The organism is Arthrobacter sp. P1_C12_2 (genome assembly GCF_056406415.1).
The window spans coordinates 214,629-230,835 of the sequence record NZ_JBFUAF010000007.1; the positions used below are offsets into that span (position 1 = coordinate 214,629).

Annotated in this window: 17 protein-coding genes and 1 pseudogene; 10 read left to right on the forward strand and 8 right to left on the reverse strand. The window is 67.7% G+C overall.

Annotation, left to right across the window (positions count from 1 at the left end):
* Positions 1-40: 40 nt before the first annotated feature.
* Entirely contained in the window at positions 41-553 is a 513-nt protein-coding gene (gene rraA / locus AC1DZQ_RS10175) for a ribonuclease E activity regulator RraA (protein WP_476963407.1), read from the reverse strand.
* A 50-nt stretch (positions 554-603) separates the two neighbouring features.
* Complete coding sequence (locus tag AC1DZQ_RS10180) at positions 604-1,647, reverse strand: thermonuclease family protein (protein WP_476963408.1); 1,044 nt, start codon at positions 1,645-1,647, stop codon at positions 604-606.
* 231 nt (positions 1,648-1,878) lie between these two features.
* On the opposite strand from AC1DZQ_RS10180, the gene AC1DZQ_RS10185 reads away from it, so the two are divergent.
* The 6 genes from AC1DZQ_RS10185 to AC1DZQ_RS10210 all read left to right on the forward strand — a co-directional run bounded on the left by AC1DZQ_RS10185 (position 1,879) and on the right by AC1DZQ_RS10210 (position 7,504).
* Positions 1,879-3,159, forward strand: coding sequence for an MFS transporter (locus AC1DZQ_RS10185; protein WP_476963409.1), 1,281 nt, complete (start codon positions 1,879-1,881; stop codon positions 3,157-3,159).
* A gap of 182 nt (positions 3,160-3,341) precedes the next feature.
* Positions 3,342-3,890, forward strand: a complete 549-nt coding sequence (locus tag AC1DZQ_RS10190; protein ID WP_476963410.1) for a TetR/AcrR family transcriptional regulator — start codon at positions 3,342-3,344, stop codon at positions 3,888-3,890.
* A gap of 302 nt (positions 3,891-4,192) precedes the next feature.
* Positions 4,193-5,386 carry an NAD(P)-dependent malic enzyme gene (locus tag AC1DZQ_RS10195; RefSeq protein ID WP_476963431.1) on the forward strand — a complete coding sequence of 398 codons (1,194 nt, stop codon included), beginning with the start codon at positions 4,193-4,195 and terminating at the stop codon, positions 5,384-5,386.
* A 96-nt stretch (positions 5,387-5,482) separates the two neighbouring features.
* On the forward strand, positions 5,483-5,983 hold the full coding sequence (locus tag AC1DZQ_RS10200; protein ID WP_476963411.1) for a DUF456 domain-containing protein: 501 nt from the start codon (positions 5,483-5,485) through the stop codon (positions 5,981-5,983).
* Between the two features lie 33 nt (positions 5,984-6,016).
* Positions 6,017-7,066 (forward strand): hypothetical protein, encoded by a 1,050-nt coding sequence (locus AC1DZQ_RS10205; RefSeq protein WP_476963412.1) that lies wholly within the window; start codon positions 6,017-6,019, stop codon positions 7,064-7,066.
* An 81-nt stretch (positions 7,067-7,147) separates the two neighbouring features.
* Positions 7,148-7,504, forward strand: coding sequence for a nuclear transport factor 2 family protein (locus AC1DZQ_RS10210; protein ID WP_476963413.1), 357 nt, complete (start codon positions 7,148-7,150; stop codon positions 7,502-7,504).
* 15 nt (positions 7,505-7,519) lie between these two features.
* Here AC1DZQ_RS10210 and AC1DZQ_RS10215 read toward each other — a convergent pair whose 3' ends face one another.
* Complete coding sequence (locus AC1DZQ_RS10215; RefSeq protein ID WP_476963414.1) at positions 7,520-8,182, reverse strand: LysE family translocator; 663 nt, start codon at positions 8,180-8,182, stop codon at positions 7,520-7,522.
* 117 nt (positions 8,183-8,299) lie between these two features.
* On the opposite strand from AC1DZQ_RS10215, the gene AC1DZQ_RS10220 reads away from it, so the two are divergent.
* Positions 8,300-8,755: an Lrp/AsnC family transcriptional regulator gene (locus AC1DZQ_RS10220; protein ID WP_476963415.1), complete on the forward strand. Its 456-nt coding sequence runs from the start codon at positions 8,300-8,302 to the stop codon at positions 8,753-8,755.
* A gap of 43 nt (positions 8,756-8,798) precedes the next feature.
* Here the strand turns inward: AC1DZQ_RS10220 and AC1DZQ_RS10225 are convergent, their stop codons facing one another.
* Complete coding sequence (locus tag AC1DZQ_RS10225; protein ID WP_476963432.1) at positions 8,799-9,257, reverse strand: Lrp/AsnC family transcriptional regulator; 459 nt, start codon at positions 9,255-9,257, stop codon at positions 8,799-8,801.
* Positions 9,258-9,592: 335 nt separating this feature from the next.
* Here AC1DZQ_RS10225 and gluQRS point away from each other — a divergent pair, with 335 nt between their 5' ends.
* Genes gluQRS through AC1DZQ_RS10240 form a run of 3 tightly spaced genes read left to right on the forward strand, consistent with a single transcriptional unit; the run spans position 9,593 to position 12,228 of the window.
* Positions 9,593-10,528 (forward strand): tRNA glutamyl-Q(34) synthetase GluQRS, encoded by a 936-nt coding sequence (gene gluQRS / locus AC1DZQ_RS10230; RefSeq protein ID WP_476963416.1) that lies wholly within the window; start codon positions 9,593-9,595, stop codon positions 10,526-10,528.
* A gap of 9 nt (positions 10,529-10,537) precedes the next feature.
* Positions 10,538-11,224 (forward strand): HD domain-containing protein, encoded by a 687-nt coding sequence (locus tag AC1DZQ_RS10235; RefSeq protein ID WP_476963417.1) that lies wholly within the window; start codon positions 10,538-10,540, stop codon positions 11,222-11,224.
* 2 nt (positions 11,225-11,226) lie between these two features.
* Positions 11,227-12,228: an NADP-dependent oxidoreductase gene (locus tag AC1DZQ_RS10240; RefSeq protein WP_476963418.1), complete on the forward strand. Its 1,002-nt coding sequence runs from the start codon at positions 11,227-11,229 to the stop codon at positions 12,226-12,228.
* On the opposite strand, the gene AC1DZQ_RS10245 is transcribed toward AC1DZQ_RS10240, so the two are convergent.
* The 4 genes and pseudogenes from AC1DZQ_RS10245 to aspA all read right to left on the reverse strand — a co-directional run.
* Complete coding sequence (locus AC1DZQ_RS10245) at positions 12,218-12,841, reverse strand: transmembrane-type terpene cyclase (protein ID WP_476963419.1); 624 nt, start codon at positions 12,839-12,841, stop codon at positions 12,218-12,220. The two genes, AC1DZQ_RS10240 and AC1DZQ_RS10245, sit on opposite strands and share 11 nt — an antisense overlap.
* Before the next feature lie 7 nt (positions 12,842-12,848).
* Complete coding sequence (locus AC1DZQ_RS10250) at positions 12,849-14,165, reverse strand: ATP-binding protein (RefSeq protein ID WP_476963420.1); 1,317 nt, start codon at positions 14,163-14,165, stop codon at positions 12,849-12,851.
* Between the two features lie 117 nt (positions 14,166-14,282).
* Complete coding sequence (locus AC1DZQ_RS10255; RefSeq protein WP_476963421.1) at positions 14,283-15,863, reverse strand: amino acid permease; 1,581 nt, start codon at positions 15,861-15,863, stop codon at positions 14,283-14,285.
* A 27-nt stretch (positions 15,864-15,890) separates the two neighbouring features.
* Positions 15,891-16,207: pseudogene (aspA, locus tag AC1DZQ_RS10260) on the reverse strand (aspartate ammonia-lyase); the annotation flags it as partial.

The following is a 16,207-nucleotide window of genomic DNA, read 5'->3' on the forward strand; positions in this document are numbered from 1 at the left end:
CACTACCTCGAGGCCGAAAATGTCCTCAGCGAAGAAGGTCTCAGCGTTCGACCAGGATCCCGTCCGGGTCGCACCAGATCATCGCACCGGGGCGGATGGCCACGCCGTCGATCTCCAGGGGAACGTCGATTGCCCCGCCGCCGTCCTTGGCGCTCTTGCGTGGGTTGCTGCCCAGTGCCTTGACCCCGAGCGGCAGCCCCGCGATGGCGGCCCGGTCCCGGATGGCGCCGTTGATAACGACGCCGGCCCAGCCGTTCGCGACGGCGCTCGCCGCGATCATGTCCCCCATCAGCGCCGTGCGGAGGGAACCGGCGCCGTCGACCACGAGTACACAGCCGCTGCCGGGAGTGGCCAGCACGGACTTGACCAGCGCGTTGTCCTCAAAGCACCGAATGGTCCGGACCGGCCCGCTGAAGTGGCTGCGGCCGCCCAGGGACTGGAACTGCACGGCCAAGGAGCTGAGCTCCTCGCCGCGCTCGTCGTAGAGGTCGGCGGTGTTGACGCTGGAGGCGTTCACGGTTGCTCCTGGCTGAAAGGTAGACGGCGGGCTCATCCCCGAGACTCGCACATTCCGAACAGATCTGCCGAGTCTCGGGGTCAGAGCTACCTCTTGCTACAAGGAGTCCACGTCTTGCCGCCGGGGGCATAACAGCGGGGGCCGTTGTATCCCGGATATGGATTGGGTGCCGGTGCGGGCGGCACATATACGGGCGGGACATAAGCCGGCGGGACGTAGGGGGCAGGTGCCGGGGGCACGTAACGCGCCGGCGCTGGCGGCAGGTTGCGGATCCGCTCGGCTTCGGCGGCAGCAGCCGCTGCGGCAGCGGATTCGGCGGCCTGGCGGGCGGCAGCTACTGCGGCTGCGTCTCCGATTTCCTTCTTCTTTGCGGCAATGGCGGTCTGCCTGGCGGCCCCGGCCGTAGCCGCTGAATCCAGTTTGGTCATCATCGCCGCCAACTGCGCCGGCTTGTATGCGGCCCAATGGATTCCATCTTTGGCCTTGGCCACTGCCTTGAGCGCGGCGACCGTCGCGAGGGCGGCGACCAGGCCGGCATGGCCCTGGTCCAGCTCGGACACGGAATTGGTCAGGGGAGCGGCGGCCAGGGTTTCAACAGTCTGCGCCGCAATTGCAACCTGCTGGGACGGCAGGCAGGCGACGTTTGAGGAGTTCAGGCCTACGCCCCTAGTGCGGGCCTCGTCAAAGGCCTCAACAACCGGCGGATAGAACTTCTTGTTGGGCTCGATCAGGACGGGTACTCCGAGTCCCAGGCGGGCGACCTCAGCGTTGACCAGCTTTCCGCCTGAGTCGAACACCCCAGCCAGAGTGCGTCCGTATTTGTCCAAGGGGTCGACGTCCAGTTCAAGCGTGACTTTGGCGCCAATGGGAAGAAGTTCTTCTAGGCCTTTGGTCGCCTCGGGGCCCATGCATTCCACGGGCGCGTTGGGATCCTTGGTCTCCGGAGTGTCCACATTCAACAGACGGACAGTCTTTTCTTCACCATTTGTTGAAGCCTTGAAAGTGTCGCCGTCGATGATTCGTACGACAGTTGCCTGAACCCGCCCGGACTCGGAATCCGAGCTCACGGCGGTCTTCGTCTCGGCGGCCGGACCGGAGTTGCAGCCGCTGAGGGCCAGCAGTGCTGCCATAGCGATCCCTATGGCCTTGGTTCGGGCAGCAGAGCCCGATATTTGTGACAACAAAATGTATTCCCCCACGGAATGAGTGATGGTGACTTTCTCCATAGTTGGAGGTTCAACGATGACCTTACTGCGCCGGACCGCCAATGAGCGCCAGCCGTGTCGTCGCGGCACTTCCGCCACGATAGTCTGGCCCCACACAGATCATCAGCTTGAGTCGCCAGTTCCGGGGGGAACCATATGAGCTTGTCCGACCTACCGAGCCCAGCTCCGACGTCGGCGGCGCTCGCCGAGCCGGAGCGGCGTGTCCGTCCGGTCTGGACCGCGGGCGTGGTCCTGGTCAACCTTGGGATCAATGCGGCGTTCTTCGGCCCGCTCCAGGTGCTCCTCGGCCAACAGGCGGCGGCGTTCAGTGAGGGGGACAAGGAAGCCATCCTCGCTCTCGTGACGGGCGCCGGCGCCGCGGTATCGCTCGTCGCCAACCCCCTGTTCGGCGCCTTCAGCGACCGCACCACCTCGCGGCTGGGCCGCCGGGTGCCGTGGGTGCTGTTCGGGGCGGTCCTTGGCGCCGCGGCCCTGATCGCGCTGGCTGGGGCGCCGAACGTCGCCGTCATGACTCTGCTCTGGTGCCTCGTGCAGGCCGGCTGCAACGGCGCCTACGCCGCCATCACGGCGGCCATCCCGGACCGCGTGCCGGTCCCGCAACGCGGCACGGTGGGCGGACTGGCCGCCATGGGCCAGACGGTCGGAATCCTCATCGGGGCGGTGATCGCCGCCGCCGTCACGGGAAACTTCGCCGCCGGATACCTGGTGTGCGCAGTGGCGCTGCTGGCCGGCGTCGTGCTCTATTTCTTCAAGAACGACGACGTGCCGCTGCCCGCGCAGGCCCGTCCCCCGTTCAGCCTGGCCGGCTTTGTGCGGGGCTTTTGGATTTCCCCGGCCCGCTACCCGGATTTTGCCTGGGCCTGGCTGACGCGGCTCCTGGTGAACATCGGCAACCACATGGTCACGCTTTACCTGCTGTTTTTCCTCAACGACGCAGTTCGGGTCCGCGAAACCCAAGGCATCGAGCCCGAGTTTGGTGTCCTGATCCTCACGGGCCTCTATGCGGTCATGGTGATCATCACCAGTGTGATCGGCGGCCGGCTGAGCGACCGGATGGGCCGCCGGAAGCCGCTGGTCATCACCTCGTCCGCGGTGATCGCCGCGGCCTCCCTCATTCTTGCGTTCGCGCCCACATGGCCGGGGGCGCTGATCGGCGCGTCGGTGCTGGGCATCGGCTTCGGCTGCTATCTGGCGGTGGACTTCGCCCTCATCACCCAGGTGCTGCCCACGGCCCTGAACAGGGGCAAGGACCTGGGCGTCATCAACATCGCCAACTCGCTGCCGCAAGTGCTCGCCCCGCTGATCGCGTATCCGTTTGTGGCCCTCTGGGGCGGCTATGTTGCGCTGTATGTCGCGGCCGCCGTGATCGGGCTTCTCGGCGCCGTGTTCGTGGTCAAGATCAAGGGCGTGGACTGAGCCGCGAGCGTCCCCGTTCAGGGGCTTCCGGGGCCCCGGTCGACTAGCGGGGCGTCCGGTTTCGTGGCGTATAGTGGACGGGAATTGCCGCGGCAGCTGGGTGGGCGGATCGCGCCCGGCTGCCGAGAAAAACGACCCCCGGAACGCTGCTGATGCCTGATTTTCACTCAGATCTTCCACCGATGGCCCCTCCCCCTACTCTGCCCCGGCAACGGCTCCGTTACGTGCGGATCCTTGACGTTGCCGCGGGGTTTGCCCGTAAAGGCCTGGACTCGGTGGTCCTTTCCGAGGTGGCGGCCAAGGCGGATGTGCCGCTGGGGACCCTGTACCGGTACTTCCCCTCGGCCACTCAGCTGGTCCTGGCGCTGTACCGCAAGCAATTGAGCGAACTGCTCGCGGGGACGCACGAGGCGGGAAAGGTGGCGGCCCTCGCGGGAGTGGTGATGGAGATCTTCCATATGCGCCTGATGCAGCCCGCCGTGGAGCAGGCTCTCAACCACGCGGTCTACATCAAGGACACCGACACGACACGGGTGCTCCGTGAGATCGATGCGACGGCCGAGAAGGCAGTGACGGCAGCGTGCGGTGACGCCGCAGTTGCCCGGGTCCTGCTGCTGACGGTTACGGGACTGGTCCAGGCCGTCCGCTGCCGCCGGCTGTCTCTATTCGAAGCGGAGGAGGACCTGAAGAAGGCCTGCTCCCTCCTGCAGCGCGCCCGGCGGGCCGCGTAACCGGTCTAGACCAGCGGAGCGGAAACGTCCTCCAGTGTGTGATCCGGGTCACTTAAAAGCGTGGAGAAACGTTTCACCACGGCGTCTAACCTCTCCCACCCGGCGTAACCGGCGGGGTGCCCTGTTTACCATCGATGGACCGGCTACGGCTGACGCCAGCAAATCGGGGGCTCCACCGGCGACCGCCACCCTTGGTCGCCACCGCCCCCGCCCGACCAACTTGAGCATCCCTGCTTGAGCTTCCATGAGCCGTGCGCCCACGGTGAGTCCCAGGAGACAACGACGTGTCCACTGAAACGATCATTCCCGCCGATTCCACTTCCCCGGCTGAGGCAGTAGCCGTGCTCAGCGACGAGGAAATCTTCGCATCCCACGAGGGCGGCAAGCTTTCGATTTCCAGCACCGTCCCGCTCGCCAGCAAGCGCGACCTTTCCATCGCGTACACGCCCGGTGTCGCCCAGGTCAGCCGCGCCATCCACGCCAACCCGGAGCTCGCCAAGACGCTCACGTGGGCCCAGCGCCTTGTGGTTGTGGTCAGCGACGGCACCGCCGTGCTGGGCCTGGGCAACATCGGCGCCAGCGCCTCGCTGCCCGTGATGGAGGGCAAGTCCGCGCTCTTCAAGGCCTTCGGAGAACTCGACTCCATCCCGCTGGTCCTCAAAACCACCGACGTCGACGAAATCATCGAGACACTTGTCCGCCTGCGCCCCAGCTTCGGCGCCGTCAACCTCGAGGACATCGCCGCACCCCGCTGCTTCGAACTCGAGGAGAAGCTCATCGAGGCGCTGGACTGCCCGGTCATGCACGATGACCAGCACGGCACCGCCGTCGTGGTCCTCGCCGCCCTGACCAATGCCGCCAAGGTGACCGGCCGGACGCTCGATAGCCTGCGCGTCGTGGTCTCCGGGGCCGGGGCGGCCGGGATCGCCGTCGCCGAAATCCTGCTGACGGCCGGAATCGGCGACGTCGTCCTCCTGGACTCGCGCGGCACCATCAGCAAGGACCGCGCGGACATCGCCGCGGATCCGGCCAGCAAGAAGGCCCAGCTCGCCGCCCGCAGCAACCCGCGCGGCGTGACCGGCGGCCCGGGCGAGGCGCTGCTCGGCGCCGACGTGTTCGTCGGTGTCTCCTCCGCCAAGCTCGACGAGGAGCACTTGAAGCTGATGAACCACAGCTCGATCGTGTTCGCCCTGTCCAACCCGGACCCGGAAGTCCTGCCGGAGGTCGCGAGCAAGTACGCGGCAGTGGTCGCCACCGGGCGGAGCGACTTCCCGAACCAGATCAACAACGTCCTGGCCTTCCCCGGCATCTTCCGCGGCGCCCTCGACGCCGGCGCCCGCCGGATCACGCCGGCCATGAAGCTCGCCGCGGCCCGGGCCATCGCGGAACTGGCCGAGGACGACCTTTCCGCCGACTACATCGTGCCCAGCCCGCTGGATCCGCGCGTGGCCCCGGCCGTCTCCGCTGCCGTCGCCGCGGCGGTGGAAGCCGAGTAGATCAGCGCACACTGCGGGCCCAACGGTGGCGCTGCCTTGCGGGAGCGCCACCGTGGGCGGGCCTGGTGGGGTCCGATCCCCGCCTAGACTGGGCCCATGAACCCCGAGACTCTGGTGACTGTGCTCTGCGGCCTCGCCATCCTGGTGGGCGTGGCCGGGACCATCATTCCCGTCCTGCCCGGCAGCATCCTGATCGGGGCGAGCCTGCTTGTCTGGGCGCTGTGGGGCGGCGCCGGGACCACCGGCTGGGTGGTCTTCGGGATCGGAATGGTGTTCGTCCTGGCCGGCATGGCCGCCAGCGCCGTCCTGACAGGCCGGAAGCTCAAGGAGCACAGCATCCCCAGCCGCTCCGTGGTGGTGGGCCTGGTGCTGGGCGTGGCCGGCATGTTCATCATCCCCGTGGTGGGGCTCTTTGTGGGCTTCGCCGCCGGGCTCCTGCTCAGCGAGCTGCAGCGCACCCGCGCGTTCGGCACTGCGGTTGCCTCGAGCTGGGCCGCATTGAAGGCCACGGGCCTTGGCATGATCGTGGAATTCGGCCTCGCTTGCCTCGCCGCGAGCACCTGGGTGATCGGCCTCTGGGTGGCTTCGGCCGCCTAGCAACGGCCTGCCGGAGCCTACTACCATGGGGGAATGAGCGCCGGACTTGGCGGATCCGCCCCCCAAATTCCCGACGGCCGCATTCCTGACGGCCGCATTTCCGCCGCGCAGATTCCCGCCGGCCAGCGCACGCCGTACACGGACACCCGCGACCTGACGCCCTTCCGCAAGGTCGTGATCCGGACACCCGTCCGCGGCCTGGCCGGCAACGTGGGCGGCGTCGTGACCGGACTCATGGCGGGCCGGGCGCCCGGGACGCTGGCAGCCGAGGGCGGCGTGCCCCGCCTGGGCAGGGTGGGGGGCCGGACGTCCGCCAAGAGGACCAAAGCCGTGCACTCCGCCGTATTCGGCAGCACCGATCCGGACCGCCTGATCACCTTGGCCCGCGCCTACCCCGGCTGGGCCGGGGTCTGCTACCTCATGGCCGGGCTGCTGGCGTACGCCCACGGCGGGCATCTGCGCGCGTCCGAGCTCCTGCAGCATGGCCTGAGACTGCGGAACGACGAGGACGCCAACCGCTACGCCTCCGTGTACCTGGCCGGCGTGGTCACCAGGGTGGAGGTGGCCGAGCGGATCGAGGTTCCGGTGCTTTTCAGTGAGGAGGCCGTGTTCCTGGCCCTGTCCCACTCATTGCGCGAGACCGGCCAGCCGGAGGCGGCGCTTGCGGCGCTGGCCGGCCTGCCGCCGTCGTTGCCGCTCGCCCTGGCGCGCTGTTCGCTGGAGGCCGAGCTGGGACGCGACGCTGACGTGGTGGCAGAGACCGAAGGCCTGCTGAACGCGGACGATCTGTCCGCAGCGCTGTTGCTGGTGCGTGCCCGGTCGCTGCGCAGGCTCGGAGCCTACACCGCTTCCCGTTCGGCCCTGCAGGAAGTCCTGCGGCGCAGGAAGACCGACTTCACCCTCCGCAGCGACGCGCTGACGGACACGGCCCTGCTCCTGCTCGAGGCGGGCCGCAAGACCCTCGGCGGCCGGGACTGGCAGCGCCACAAACCGGCGCAGCTGGAGGCCGTGAAGGCCATCCGCAAGGACGCCGAAATGCACGAACTCTGGGACCGTGAATACGGGCGCACTGACGACGACTGACAAGCTTCGGCGCCCGATCACGGCCAAATCCACGTATCCACTACTCTTGCGGGCCCCTTGGGCGGGGAGTACAAACGAGGCATGAGAGATGCGGTGGAGCGCTGGATGCAGCACTACCTCACAGCGTGGACGACGAACGATCCGGAGGACATCCGGGCGCTGTTTACCGAGGATGCCGTCTACGCGACCAGCCCCCAGGAAGCCGAACCGTGGCGGGGCCGGGACGACATCGTGGAGCACTGGCTTGCCGGGCGCGATGAGCCGGATGACTGGACGTTTGAGTGGAAGCTGCTGGGGGTCGACGGCGGCCGGGCGTTTGTGCAAGGCCTGACGACGTACCGCGGCAACAGCCGAAGCTATGACAACCTGTGGATCATCCAGTTGACCGCGGACGGCCGCGCGTCGTCCTTCACCGAGTGGTACATGCAGCGCAAGTAGCCGGGATTCCCGCCCTCAGCCGCGGTTCATGGCTGCGCTGACGGCGGGCACGATCTGCTCGGAGAGCAGCAAGGCGCCCAGGACCAGCATGATGATCCCGCTGGCCAGCGTCACCTGGCGGGCTGCGCCCGGCCTGGCCTGCAGCAGTTTCCGCGCCAGGAGTGCCACGCAGCTATAGATGACGCCCACGAGCAGGATGAAAGTCAGCCCGAGCAGTCCCGACTGGACCGGAACCGGCAACGCGGCGTCAGGGCTGACAAACTGCGGCACCAGGGCCACGAAGAACAGCAGGCCCTTGGGGTTGATTCCGCTGATGCCCATGCCCTGGAGGAAGATCCGGAACTGGCTCGCGGGCGCGGCCGCGCCGGCAGCGGCCGCGCCGGTGCTGAAGGTGGCCCCGCGCCAGGACCGCAGGGTGCTGAAGCCCAGCCAGAGCAGGTAGAGGGCGCCCGCGGCCGTCAGCCAGCCCAGCACGCCGGGCATCCCGGCCAGCAGTGCCGCCAGTCCCAGCACCAGCAGCGCCGTGTGGAGGGCGTAGCCGCCGCAGAGCCCGGCGACGGCGGGCGCGAAGCTGCGCTGCCTGAGCCCCGCCGCGATCGAATAGGCCCAGTCGACGCCGGGGGTGCATGCCAGGGCGACGGCGACGACCAGGAAGGCGAGGAAAAGCTGGGGGTTCATGGCGGGCTCCAGGGGTGCGGCACCTCGTGGCGGGTACAAGGAAAACTCTAGGCAAATTCGGCCGGGAAGTGTTCTCCTATTTACTGACGAAACGCGGGTTTTGGGTAAGATAATTGCGTGATCGACACCATTGACAGAAGTATTTTGCGTTACCTCCAATCGGACGGCCGGATGACTGCCACGGCCCTGGCGGCCAAGGTCGGGTTGACCGTGGCCCCGTGCCATCGCCGGCTGCGGGATCTGGAGGCCGCCGGGATCATCCGGGGCTATCGGGCGGACATTGATCCGGCCGCCGTGGGGCTCGGTTTCGAGGCGATCGTGTTCGTGACGCTGCGGCAGGTGGACCGTTCCACCATGGAGATCTTCGAGAGCCGGGTGGCCGGCAATCCCAATATCGTCGAGGCCCAGCGGCTCTTCGGGTCGCCGGACTACCTGCTCAAGGTCATCGCGGAGGACCTGCCGTCCTACCAGCGCTTCTATGACAGCGAGCTGACCTCGCTGCCCGGCGTCGAACGCCTGACGTCGACGCTGGTCATGAAGAACCTGAAAGCCAACGCCGGGCCGCCGGTCTAAGCGAGGACTGGAAGGCCGGGGCGCGCCGGTCTGGACGGAGGGTTCAGGCGCCGAGCAGTCCCGTGGTCCGGTAGGGAATGACCTCGCGCAGGAACATGCTCGTCGACGTCCGGACGATTCCCGGGCACAGCCGGATTTCCTCGGACACGCGGTAGAGATCGTCCGGGCTCTTGGCCACCACCCGGATCAGGAGATCGGTGTCGCCGGCCGGGGCGTGGCACTCGAGTACTTCCGGGATATTGCGCAGGGCAGCGATCGCCTCGTTGAGGTGGCTCTGGTCCAATTCCGCGCTGACCGCGGCCGCCACGCCCCGGCCCAGGGCGGACGGCAGCACCCGGCTGCTGTTCGGGCGGAGCGCGCCCGACGCCGACATCCGCTCCAGGCGGGACTGGACAGTGCCGCGGGCCAGGCCCAGCTTCTGCGCCAGCACCATGACCGGCACGCGGGGATCTTCATCCAGCGCGGAGAGAATCCGCCGGTCCGTCACGTCGAGCTCCTGCAAAATGACCACTTCCTGTTCACCGTCCCAGCTGTTGTTGATCAGATTGGCTACTTCAGCGCTGGTCCGTTGCACCAACTGTATGGCTTCTGCTCAAATGGTGACAACAAAGAGGACGAGGCCACCGCCACGATCCCGAAGGCTACGGACACCCCGGCACACCACCCGGACCCCGGATGAGGCTCCCGCAAGGAACCAGCCGCTGATTGACTCTTGTTCACGCATCGTCATTCCGCACAACGCGCCCCGCGGCAAGAGCCCCTGAGCCACCGACGTCGGATTTCCCGAAGTCATCGGTAGCTGAGGGGCTCTTGTGCTGCTCCGCATAGGCTTGTGACATGACCTCAGCTGGCCGCTTCGCCCCCAGTCCCTCCGGCGAACTGCACGTGGGCAACCTCCGGACGGCCATCCTGGCGTGGCTGTTCGCCCGTTCCGGGGGGCGGCGGTTCCTGATGCGGGTGGAGGACCTGGACCGTGCCCGGGCCGGCGCCGAGGCCGAGCAGCTCCGCGACCTTGCGGCGATCGGCGTGAGCTGGGACGGCGGCGTCGTGCGCCAGACGGACCGTGAGGATCTGTATGCCGGGGCGATCGCGGAGCTGACGGCGGTGGGCCTGACCTACGAGTGCTTCTGTACCCGCCGCGAAATCCAGGAGGCCCCGTCCGCGCCGCACGCGCCGCTGGGCGCCTATCCGGGGACCTGCCGGAACCTGACCGGCGCCGAGCGCGAGGCCAAACGGGCCGCCCGGCCGCCGGCTGTCCGGCTCCGTTCCATCGTTGCTGAGGTGACCGTGCAGGACGTGCTGCACGGCAGCTACACCGGTGTGGTCGACGACTTCGTGCTCCGGCGCAACGACGGCGTGACCGCCTACAACCTGGCCGTGGTGGTGGACGACGCCGCGCAGGGCATCGATCAGGTGGTCCGCGGCGACGACCTGCTGCCTTCAACGCCGCGGCAGGCATATTTGGCGTCGCTGCTCAATATGCCCGTTCCGGAATATGCACATGTGCCGCTGGTACTGAACGCCGACGGCGCCCGGCTGGCCAAGCGCGACGGCGCCGTCACGCTCGCCGACCTGGCGCTGGCCGGGGTGGGCGCGGACCAGGTCCGGGACGCGCTGCTGGCCTCCCTGGGACTCCCGCCCGGCCGCCTGGAAGATGCACTCGCCGCCTTCGACCCCGCCGCGCTGCCGCGCGAGCCCTGGGTGTGGCCCGGTGTGCCGGGAGCGCTTCCGGGAACCGGCCTCCGGGCAGGGACGGACAGCCGCGGCGCGTAGGCTGGATTCATGACCGAGCCCGCACACCCCCAGCCCCGCTTCACTGTCGAGACAGCCAAGGTCCTGGCCGAGGTGGCCCACAACCGCCAGAAGGACAAGCTCAAGCGGCCGTACCGGGAGCATGTGCTCGCCGTCGGGGATGCCCTGGCGGACTTCGACGACGACATCCGGATCGCCGGGTACCTCCACGACATCGCCGAGGACACCCCGATGACGCGGCAGGCGCTGTTGGACATGGGCGTCTCCGAGCGGGCCGTGGACATCGTCGAACGGGTCACGAAGCGCCTGCATGAGAACCCGGACGACTACCAGGCCGGCATCCGGTACATCGCCGAGGACCACGACGCCACGCTCGTGAAGATTGCCGACAACGCGCACAATTCGTTGCCAGAACGGGTCAAGGCGCTGGCCGAAAAGTGGCCCGACAAGCCCCCGGTCACCCGCTACGACGACGCCCGGCCGGTGCTCTACGCCGCCGTCCCTGTCGAGGAAACCCGGAAAATCCTGGCCCGGATCAATCCCTGGCTACTCAACGAACTGGACGACATGCTCGACGAGGCGGACGACACCGACTACGAGTTCCTCTCCTACGACGCCCCGGCAGAAGACGCCCCGGCGGCAGACACGGCGGCTGAAGACACGGCGGCTGCGCCGGGCGGGACTCCGGCCGGCGAAACCGAGTCCGCCCGGGACTAAGTGTGCGTGCCTACGTCCTCACGCGCTACGGCGGCCCGGACGCGATGGAGTTCCGGGATGTTCCGGCTCCCCAGCCGGGCCCGGGTGATGTCCGGATCAAGGTCGCAGCGGCCGGGCTGAACCCGGTGGACTTCAAGTTCCGCCGGGGCGCGCTCCGTCCCATCAGCCACGTCCGCCTCCCGATCGTCGCCGGCTGTGAAGTGGCCGGGACGGTGGAGGCAGTCGGACCCGGGCCCAACCGCTTCTCCATCGGAGACCGCGTCTATGCCCGGGTGGACAAGGCCAGACTTGGAGCGTTCGCCGAGCTGGTGTGCGTGCAACAGGAATTGGTGGCCGCCATGCCGGCCTCGCTCGGGTTCGCCGAGGCCGCAGGTCTGCCGCTGGCCGGACTCACGGCGCTGCAGGCCCTCCGCGATGAACTTGGTGTGGGCCGTGGCACCAGGCTCTTCATCTCCGGCGGCGCGGGCGGCGTGGGAACGCTGGCCATCCAGCTCGCCAAGTATTTCGGCGCCGAGGTCACCACCACGGCATCTGCCCGCGGCGAGACGCTGGTGCGGCGGCTGGGGGCGGATGCCGTCGTCGACTACAACCGGGAGGACTTCGCCCAAGTGCTGCACGATTTCGACGCGGTCTTGGACCTGGTCGGCGGTGTGACGCTCCGGGATTCCTTCCGCATTCTCAGGTCCGGCGGCCGGGTGGTATCCATCGCCGGCGTTCCTGAGCCGCTCACCGCGACGAGAGACCTGGGCTCGCCGCCATGGATCACCGCCTTGTTCTGGCTGATGAGCATGGGCATCCGCCGCCGTGCCCGTAAGGCGAAGGCCAGCTACCGCTACCTGTTCATGCACCCCAGCGGGGATGATTTGCGCACCCTGGCGGCACTCGTCGACGCCGGCCACGTGCAGCCGGTCGTGGACCGCGCCTACCCGTTCTCGGAGATTGCGGAGGCCTTCGCCGCGCTCGAACAGGGCCATGCCAAGGGCAAGATCGTCGTCACCCTCTAGCGGGTCCCGGCTGCCGGGCCCGCCACAGCAGGCCGATGTACGCCAGGTCAAAGATGCTGCAGAGAATCCCCACGCCCAGGATGAGGGGCGAGTTGCCGTACCAGCCCAGAGCGATGGTAGGCGCGAGGGTGCCGATCCACTTGGCCACGGCGATCAGCTGGGTCTGGCCCCGTGAGCCGCCACGGGCAACGAACATGGCGATAAACAACCCGGACATCAGCAGGTTCTGCAGGAAGGCCGCATAGCGGGCCGCGTCGTCCCAGCCGAACTGGACGACGAACAGCAGTTGCACCGCGAAGGACGTGACACCCAGCAGGAGCGCCCAGCCGATGAACAGCCGCCGCGTCACCCAGTCCGGCAGCTCGGAACGGCCGAACTTCAGGAAGGTGTACACAATCACGACGTCGGCCAGTCCCCACGCGATATTGAAGACTCCCTGGGCGGTAATTCCCGTCGCGACGGAGCGCGTGGCGTAGATGGTCTCCCAGGCGAAATTCAGGGCCAGCGCGGCGGCCGGGATCGCGTAGCTCCTGTCCTTGAAGCCGATCCGGATGGCATCGACGTAGACCACGGTCCAGGCCAGGCCGCTCACAATTGTGAGAAACAGGACCACGCTTCCGCTACACCCGGCCCAGGGCGTCGATGTCCTCGAGGAAGTCCTGGTGCACCTCGTCGCTGACCGTTGTCCTGGTGTCGCGGATGGCATCGAGGTAGTCCTGGGTCGAGGGGCCCTTCCGGACAGCCGCGCGGGAGGCGGGGTCGCCCCCGGACGACGCGCCGCCGTCGTCGTACACCGCCTTTTCCAGAGCCCGCTGGGAGGCGCTGCGGGCCGCGTACTCGATGTCCGCGGGGGAGAAGCCCTCGGTGCGGTCCACCAGGAGCTCGACGTCGACGTCGTCCACCACGGCAACGGGGATGAAGCGCTGCCACATCGCCTCGCGGGCCTGCCGGTCCGGCAGGCCGATCGGGATGACGTAATCGAACCGGCCGTGCCGCAGGAACGCCGAATCCAGGGCGCGGATGAAGTTGGTGGCGCAGACCAGGAGCCGGCCGGGCTGTTCCCGGAAGGCGGGGATGATCTTGAGGAGCTCGTTGGTGACGCCCTGCAGGGGAGAAGGCGGTTCGCCCGAGCGCTGCGCGGCGATCTCCTCGACCTCGTCGATGAAGACCACCGCGTGCTCCAGCTCGGCGATCTCCAGGAAGGTCTCGCGCAGCGCCCCGGCCAGTCCCTTCGGGTCGGCGGCCAGCCGGGAGGGGAAGACCTCCACAAACGGCCATTCGAGCCGGGACGCGATCGCCTTGGCAAACGTCGTCTTGCCGGTACCGGGCGGTCCAAAGAGAACCACGGCCCGCGGCGGCACCACACCGTATTCGTCGGCGAGGTCGGCCTCGGCGAGCGGAAGGACCAGCCGGCGTTCCAGCAGTTCCTTCTCGTTGCGCATGCCGGCCACGTTCTCCCACAGGTCACGGGCCAGGATGCGGCCGCCCAGCAGGCTGAGGGGTTCGAGCTCCTGGCGCTGGACCGGGATTTTCCGTTCGAAGTAGCGCAGGTTCTTCTTCAGCGCGAAGCCGCGGCCCAGGAACGCCTCCACCCGGGTTTCGGATTCCGGCATCAGGGCCGAGAGCTTGTTGAGCCCGTGCGGGGCCATCCGGTTCTCGACCGCGGCCAGCAGCGAGGTGCCGATTCCGCGGCCCCGGAACTCGGGCAACGTGGCCAGGAAAACGATCCAGCCCTGGTCATGGGCGGCCCGTCCGACGGCGGCGCCCACCACCTGCTCGCCCTGCACCGCGACGACGGCGTGGTCCTTTTCGCACGAGGCCAGGACCTCCGAGAGCGCGTAGACGGGCTCGACATTTGATTCTTTGAGGGATTCCCAGAGATGCAGGATGCCGTCGAGGTCGGCCGAATGAAAATCCCTGATCCGCCAATTGGTCATGAGCTGTCTCCCGGGTGGTTCGTCGCTGAGCCATGTTGAGTCTGTCCGCTGAGCATATGCGAACCGCGTGCACGAGAAGTTGCGGGGACGTTGCGTTACGCGGCGGAATGCCGGGTGCTATTCCGAATTGCCGCCGGCGTTGGCTGAGTTCCTCCCTGCGGGAGGCGTGGCCACGAGCGGGTACGGGCCGGTGAAGCCGTCGCGGACGGCGGCGATTTCCAGGATGCGGTGCCGGCAGAGGCGCCAGCCGAGCATGAGGAGCGGGATGATGACCGCGAGGGAGGCGATGGTCCACGTTCCTACCGGTGAGTCGAAGGCCATGAGGACCAGCACCGCCAAGAGGAAGGCCAGGGTGATCCAGCCCGTGACGGGTGCGCCCGGCATACGGAACGCGGGCCGGAGCAGTTCTCCGCGGGCTGCGAGCCGGGCAAGCTGCATCTGGCACAGGACGATCATGGCCCAGGTGCTGATGATGCCCAGCGATGCGACGTTCAGGACGATCTCGAAGGCCTCGGCCGGGACCACGGCGTTCAGGATCACGCCCAGGACAGCCACTGCGGCAGTGAGGGCAATGCCGCCGTAGGGGACGCCGGACTTGTTCATCCGGCCGGCGAATCTCGGCGCGGAACCCGCCATGGACATCGAACGCATGATCCGGCCGGTGGAGTAGAGGCCTGCATTGAGCGAGGACAGCGCTGCGGTAAGGACCACGAGGTTCATGATGGCGTCCACGCCGTCCACCCCGATGGAACCGAAGAACGTCACGAACGGGCTTTCGCCGGCCTTGTAGGAGCTGTAGGGAAGCAGCAGGGAAAGCAGTACGAGCGAGCCAACGTAGAACACCGCAATGCGCACGATCACCGTGTTGATGGCCCGCGGCATGATCTTCTCCGGGTTTTCGGTCTCGCCGGCGGCGGTGCCGATCAGTTCGATCGAGGCGTAGGCGAACACGACGCCCTGCATCACCACGATGGCCGGCAGCAGGCCGTTGGGGAACATGCCGCCGTTGTCCGCGATCAGGCTGAAGCCGACCTCCTGGCCGGCCACGGGCGTGCCGAAGATGACGAAGTAGATGCCTACGAGCAGGAAGGACACGAGCGCCACGACCTTGATCAGCGCGAACCAGAATTCAAGCTCGCCGAACACCTTGACGCTGATGAGGTTCAGGCCCAGGACCAGGATCAGGGCCGCCAGGGCCCAGGTCCACTGCGGCACGTCGGCGATGGGCGCCCAGTACTTTTTGAAGAAGTTCATGTACAGCGCGACGGCGGTGATGTCCACGATCGCCGTCATGGCCCAGTTCAGCCAGTACAGCCAGCCGGTGACAAACGCGGCTTTCTCTCCGAAGAATTCGCGGGCGTAGGAGACGAAGGAGCCCGACGAGGGCCGGTGCATCACGAGTTCGCCGAGGGCGCGCAGGATCATGAAGGCGAAGAACCCGCAGACGGCATAGCTGATGATCAGGGCCGGTCCGGCGGTGGCGAGACGGCCGCCGGCGCCCATGAACAGGCCCGTGCCGATGGCGCCGCCGATCGCGATCATCTGGACCTGCCGGGGTTTCAGGCCCTTGTGGTAGCCCTGGTCCTCGGCGTGGAGCGCGGCCCCGGAGGCATGGGCGTGCGCCGGAATGGTGTGGTCCGAGACAGCCGGCTTTGGCTGGGTCTGTTTTTGGGCGCGGGCAGTGTCAGGAGAAGTCATGGGGGTCCTTCGGAGTTCGGAGGTGCGCTACTTGCTCAGGTTGGCCAGGCGCTGCGGGCTCAGGAGCTCGGTGAGCTGCTCAGCAGTGAGCAGCCCGTGTTCGAGCACGAGTTCCGCAACGCCCTTGCCGGTGGCGAGGGCTTCCTGCGCGATGGCCGTGGCCGTGGCGTAGCCCAGCTGCGGGTTGAGGGCGGTGACGAGGCCGATTGACTGTTCCACCGTGAGGCGGAGATGTTCGGTGTTGGCGGTGATGCCCCGGACGCAGCGGGCCGTGAGGGTGCGGCAGGCGGCTTCCAGGTGGGAGATGCTCTTGTGGAGGCTGTGGACAATGATGGGTTCGAAGG

What these genes read in the sequence shown, in the direction of transcription:
- AC1DZQ_RS10210 (WP_476963413.1), top strand. Translation starts at nt 7,148, where the DNA reads ATGAGAGATGCGGTGGAGCGCTGGATGCAGCACTACCTCACAGCGTGG.
- AC1DZQ_RS10215 (WP_476963414.1), bottom strand. Translation starts at nt 8,182, where the DNA reads ATGAACCCCCAGCTTTTCCTCGCCTTCCTGGTCGTCGCCGTCGCCCTG.
- AC1DZQ_RS10180 (WP_476963408.1), bottom strand. Translation starts at nt 1,647, where the DNA reads ATGGCAGCACTGCTGGCCCTCAGCGGCTGCAACTCCGGTCCGGCCGCC.
- AC1DZQ_RS10255 (WP_476963421.1), bottom strand. Translation starts at nt 15,863, where the DNA reads ATGACTTCTCCTGACACTGCCCGCGCCCAAAAACAGACCCAGCCAAAG.
- AC1DZQ_RS10185 (WP_476963409.1), top strand. Translation starts at nt 1,879, where the DNA reads ATGAGCTTGTCCGACCTACCGAGCCCAGCTCCGACGTCGGCGGCGCTC.
- AC1DZQ_RS10200 (WP_476963411.1), top strand. Translation starts at nt 5,483, where the DNA reads ATGAACCCCGAGACTCTGGTGACTGTGCTCTGCGGCCTCGCCATCCTG.
- AC1DZQ_RS10235 (WP_476963417.1), top strand. Translation starts at nt 10,538, where the DNA reads ATGACCGAGCCCGCACACCCCCAGCCCCGCTTCACTGTCGAGACAGCC.
- AC1DZQ_RS10190 (WP_476963410.1), top strand. Translation starts at nt 3,342, where the DNA reads ATGGCCCCTCCCCCTACTCTGCCCCGGCAACGGCTCCGTTACGTGCGG.
- AC1DZQ_RS10205 (WP_476963412.1), top strand. Translation starts at nt 6,017, where the DNA reads ATGAGCGCCGGACTTGGCGGATCCGCCCCCCAAATTCCCGACGGCCGC.
- gluQRS (WP_476963416.1), top strand. Translation starts at nt 9,593, where the DNA reads ATGACCTCAGCTGGCCGCTTCGCCCCCAGTCCCTCCGGCGAACTGCAC.
- AC1DZQ_RS10250 (WP_476963420.1), bottom strand. Translation starts at nt 14,165, where the DNA reads ATGACCAATTGGCGGATCAGGGATTTTCATTCGGCCGACCTCGACGGC.
- rraA (WP_476963407.1), bottom strand. Translation starts at nt 553, where the DNA reads ATGAGCCCGCCGTCTACCTTTCAGCCAGGAGCAACCGTGAACGCCTCC.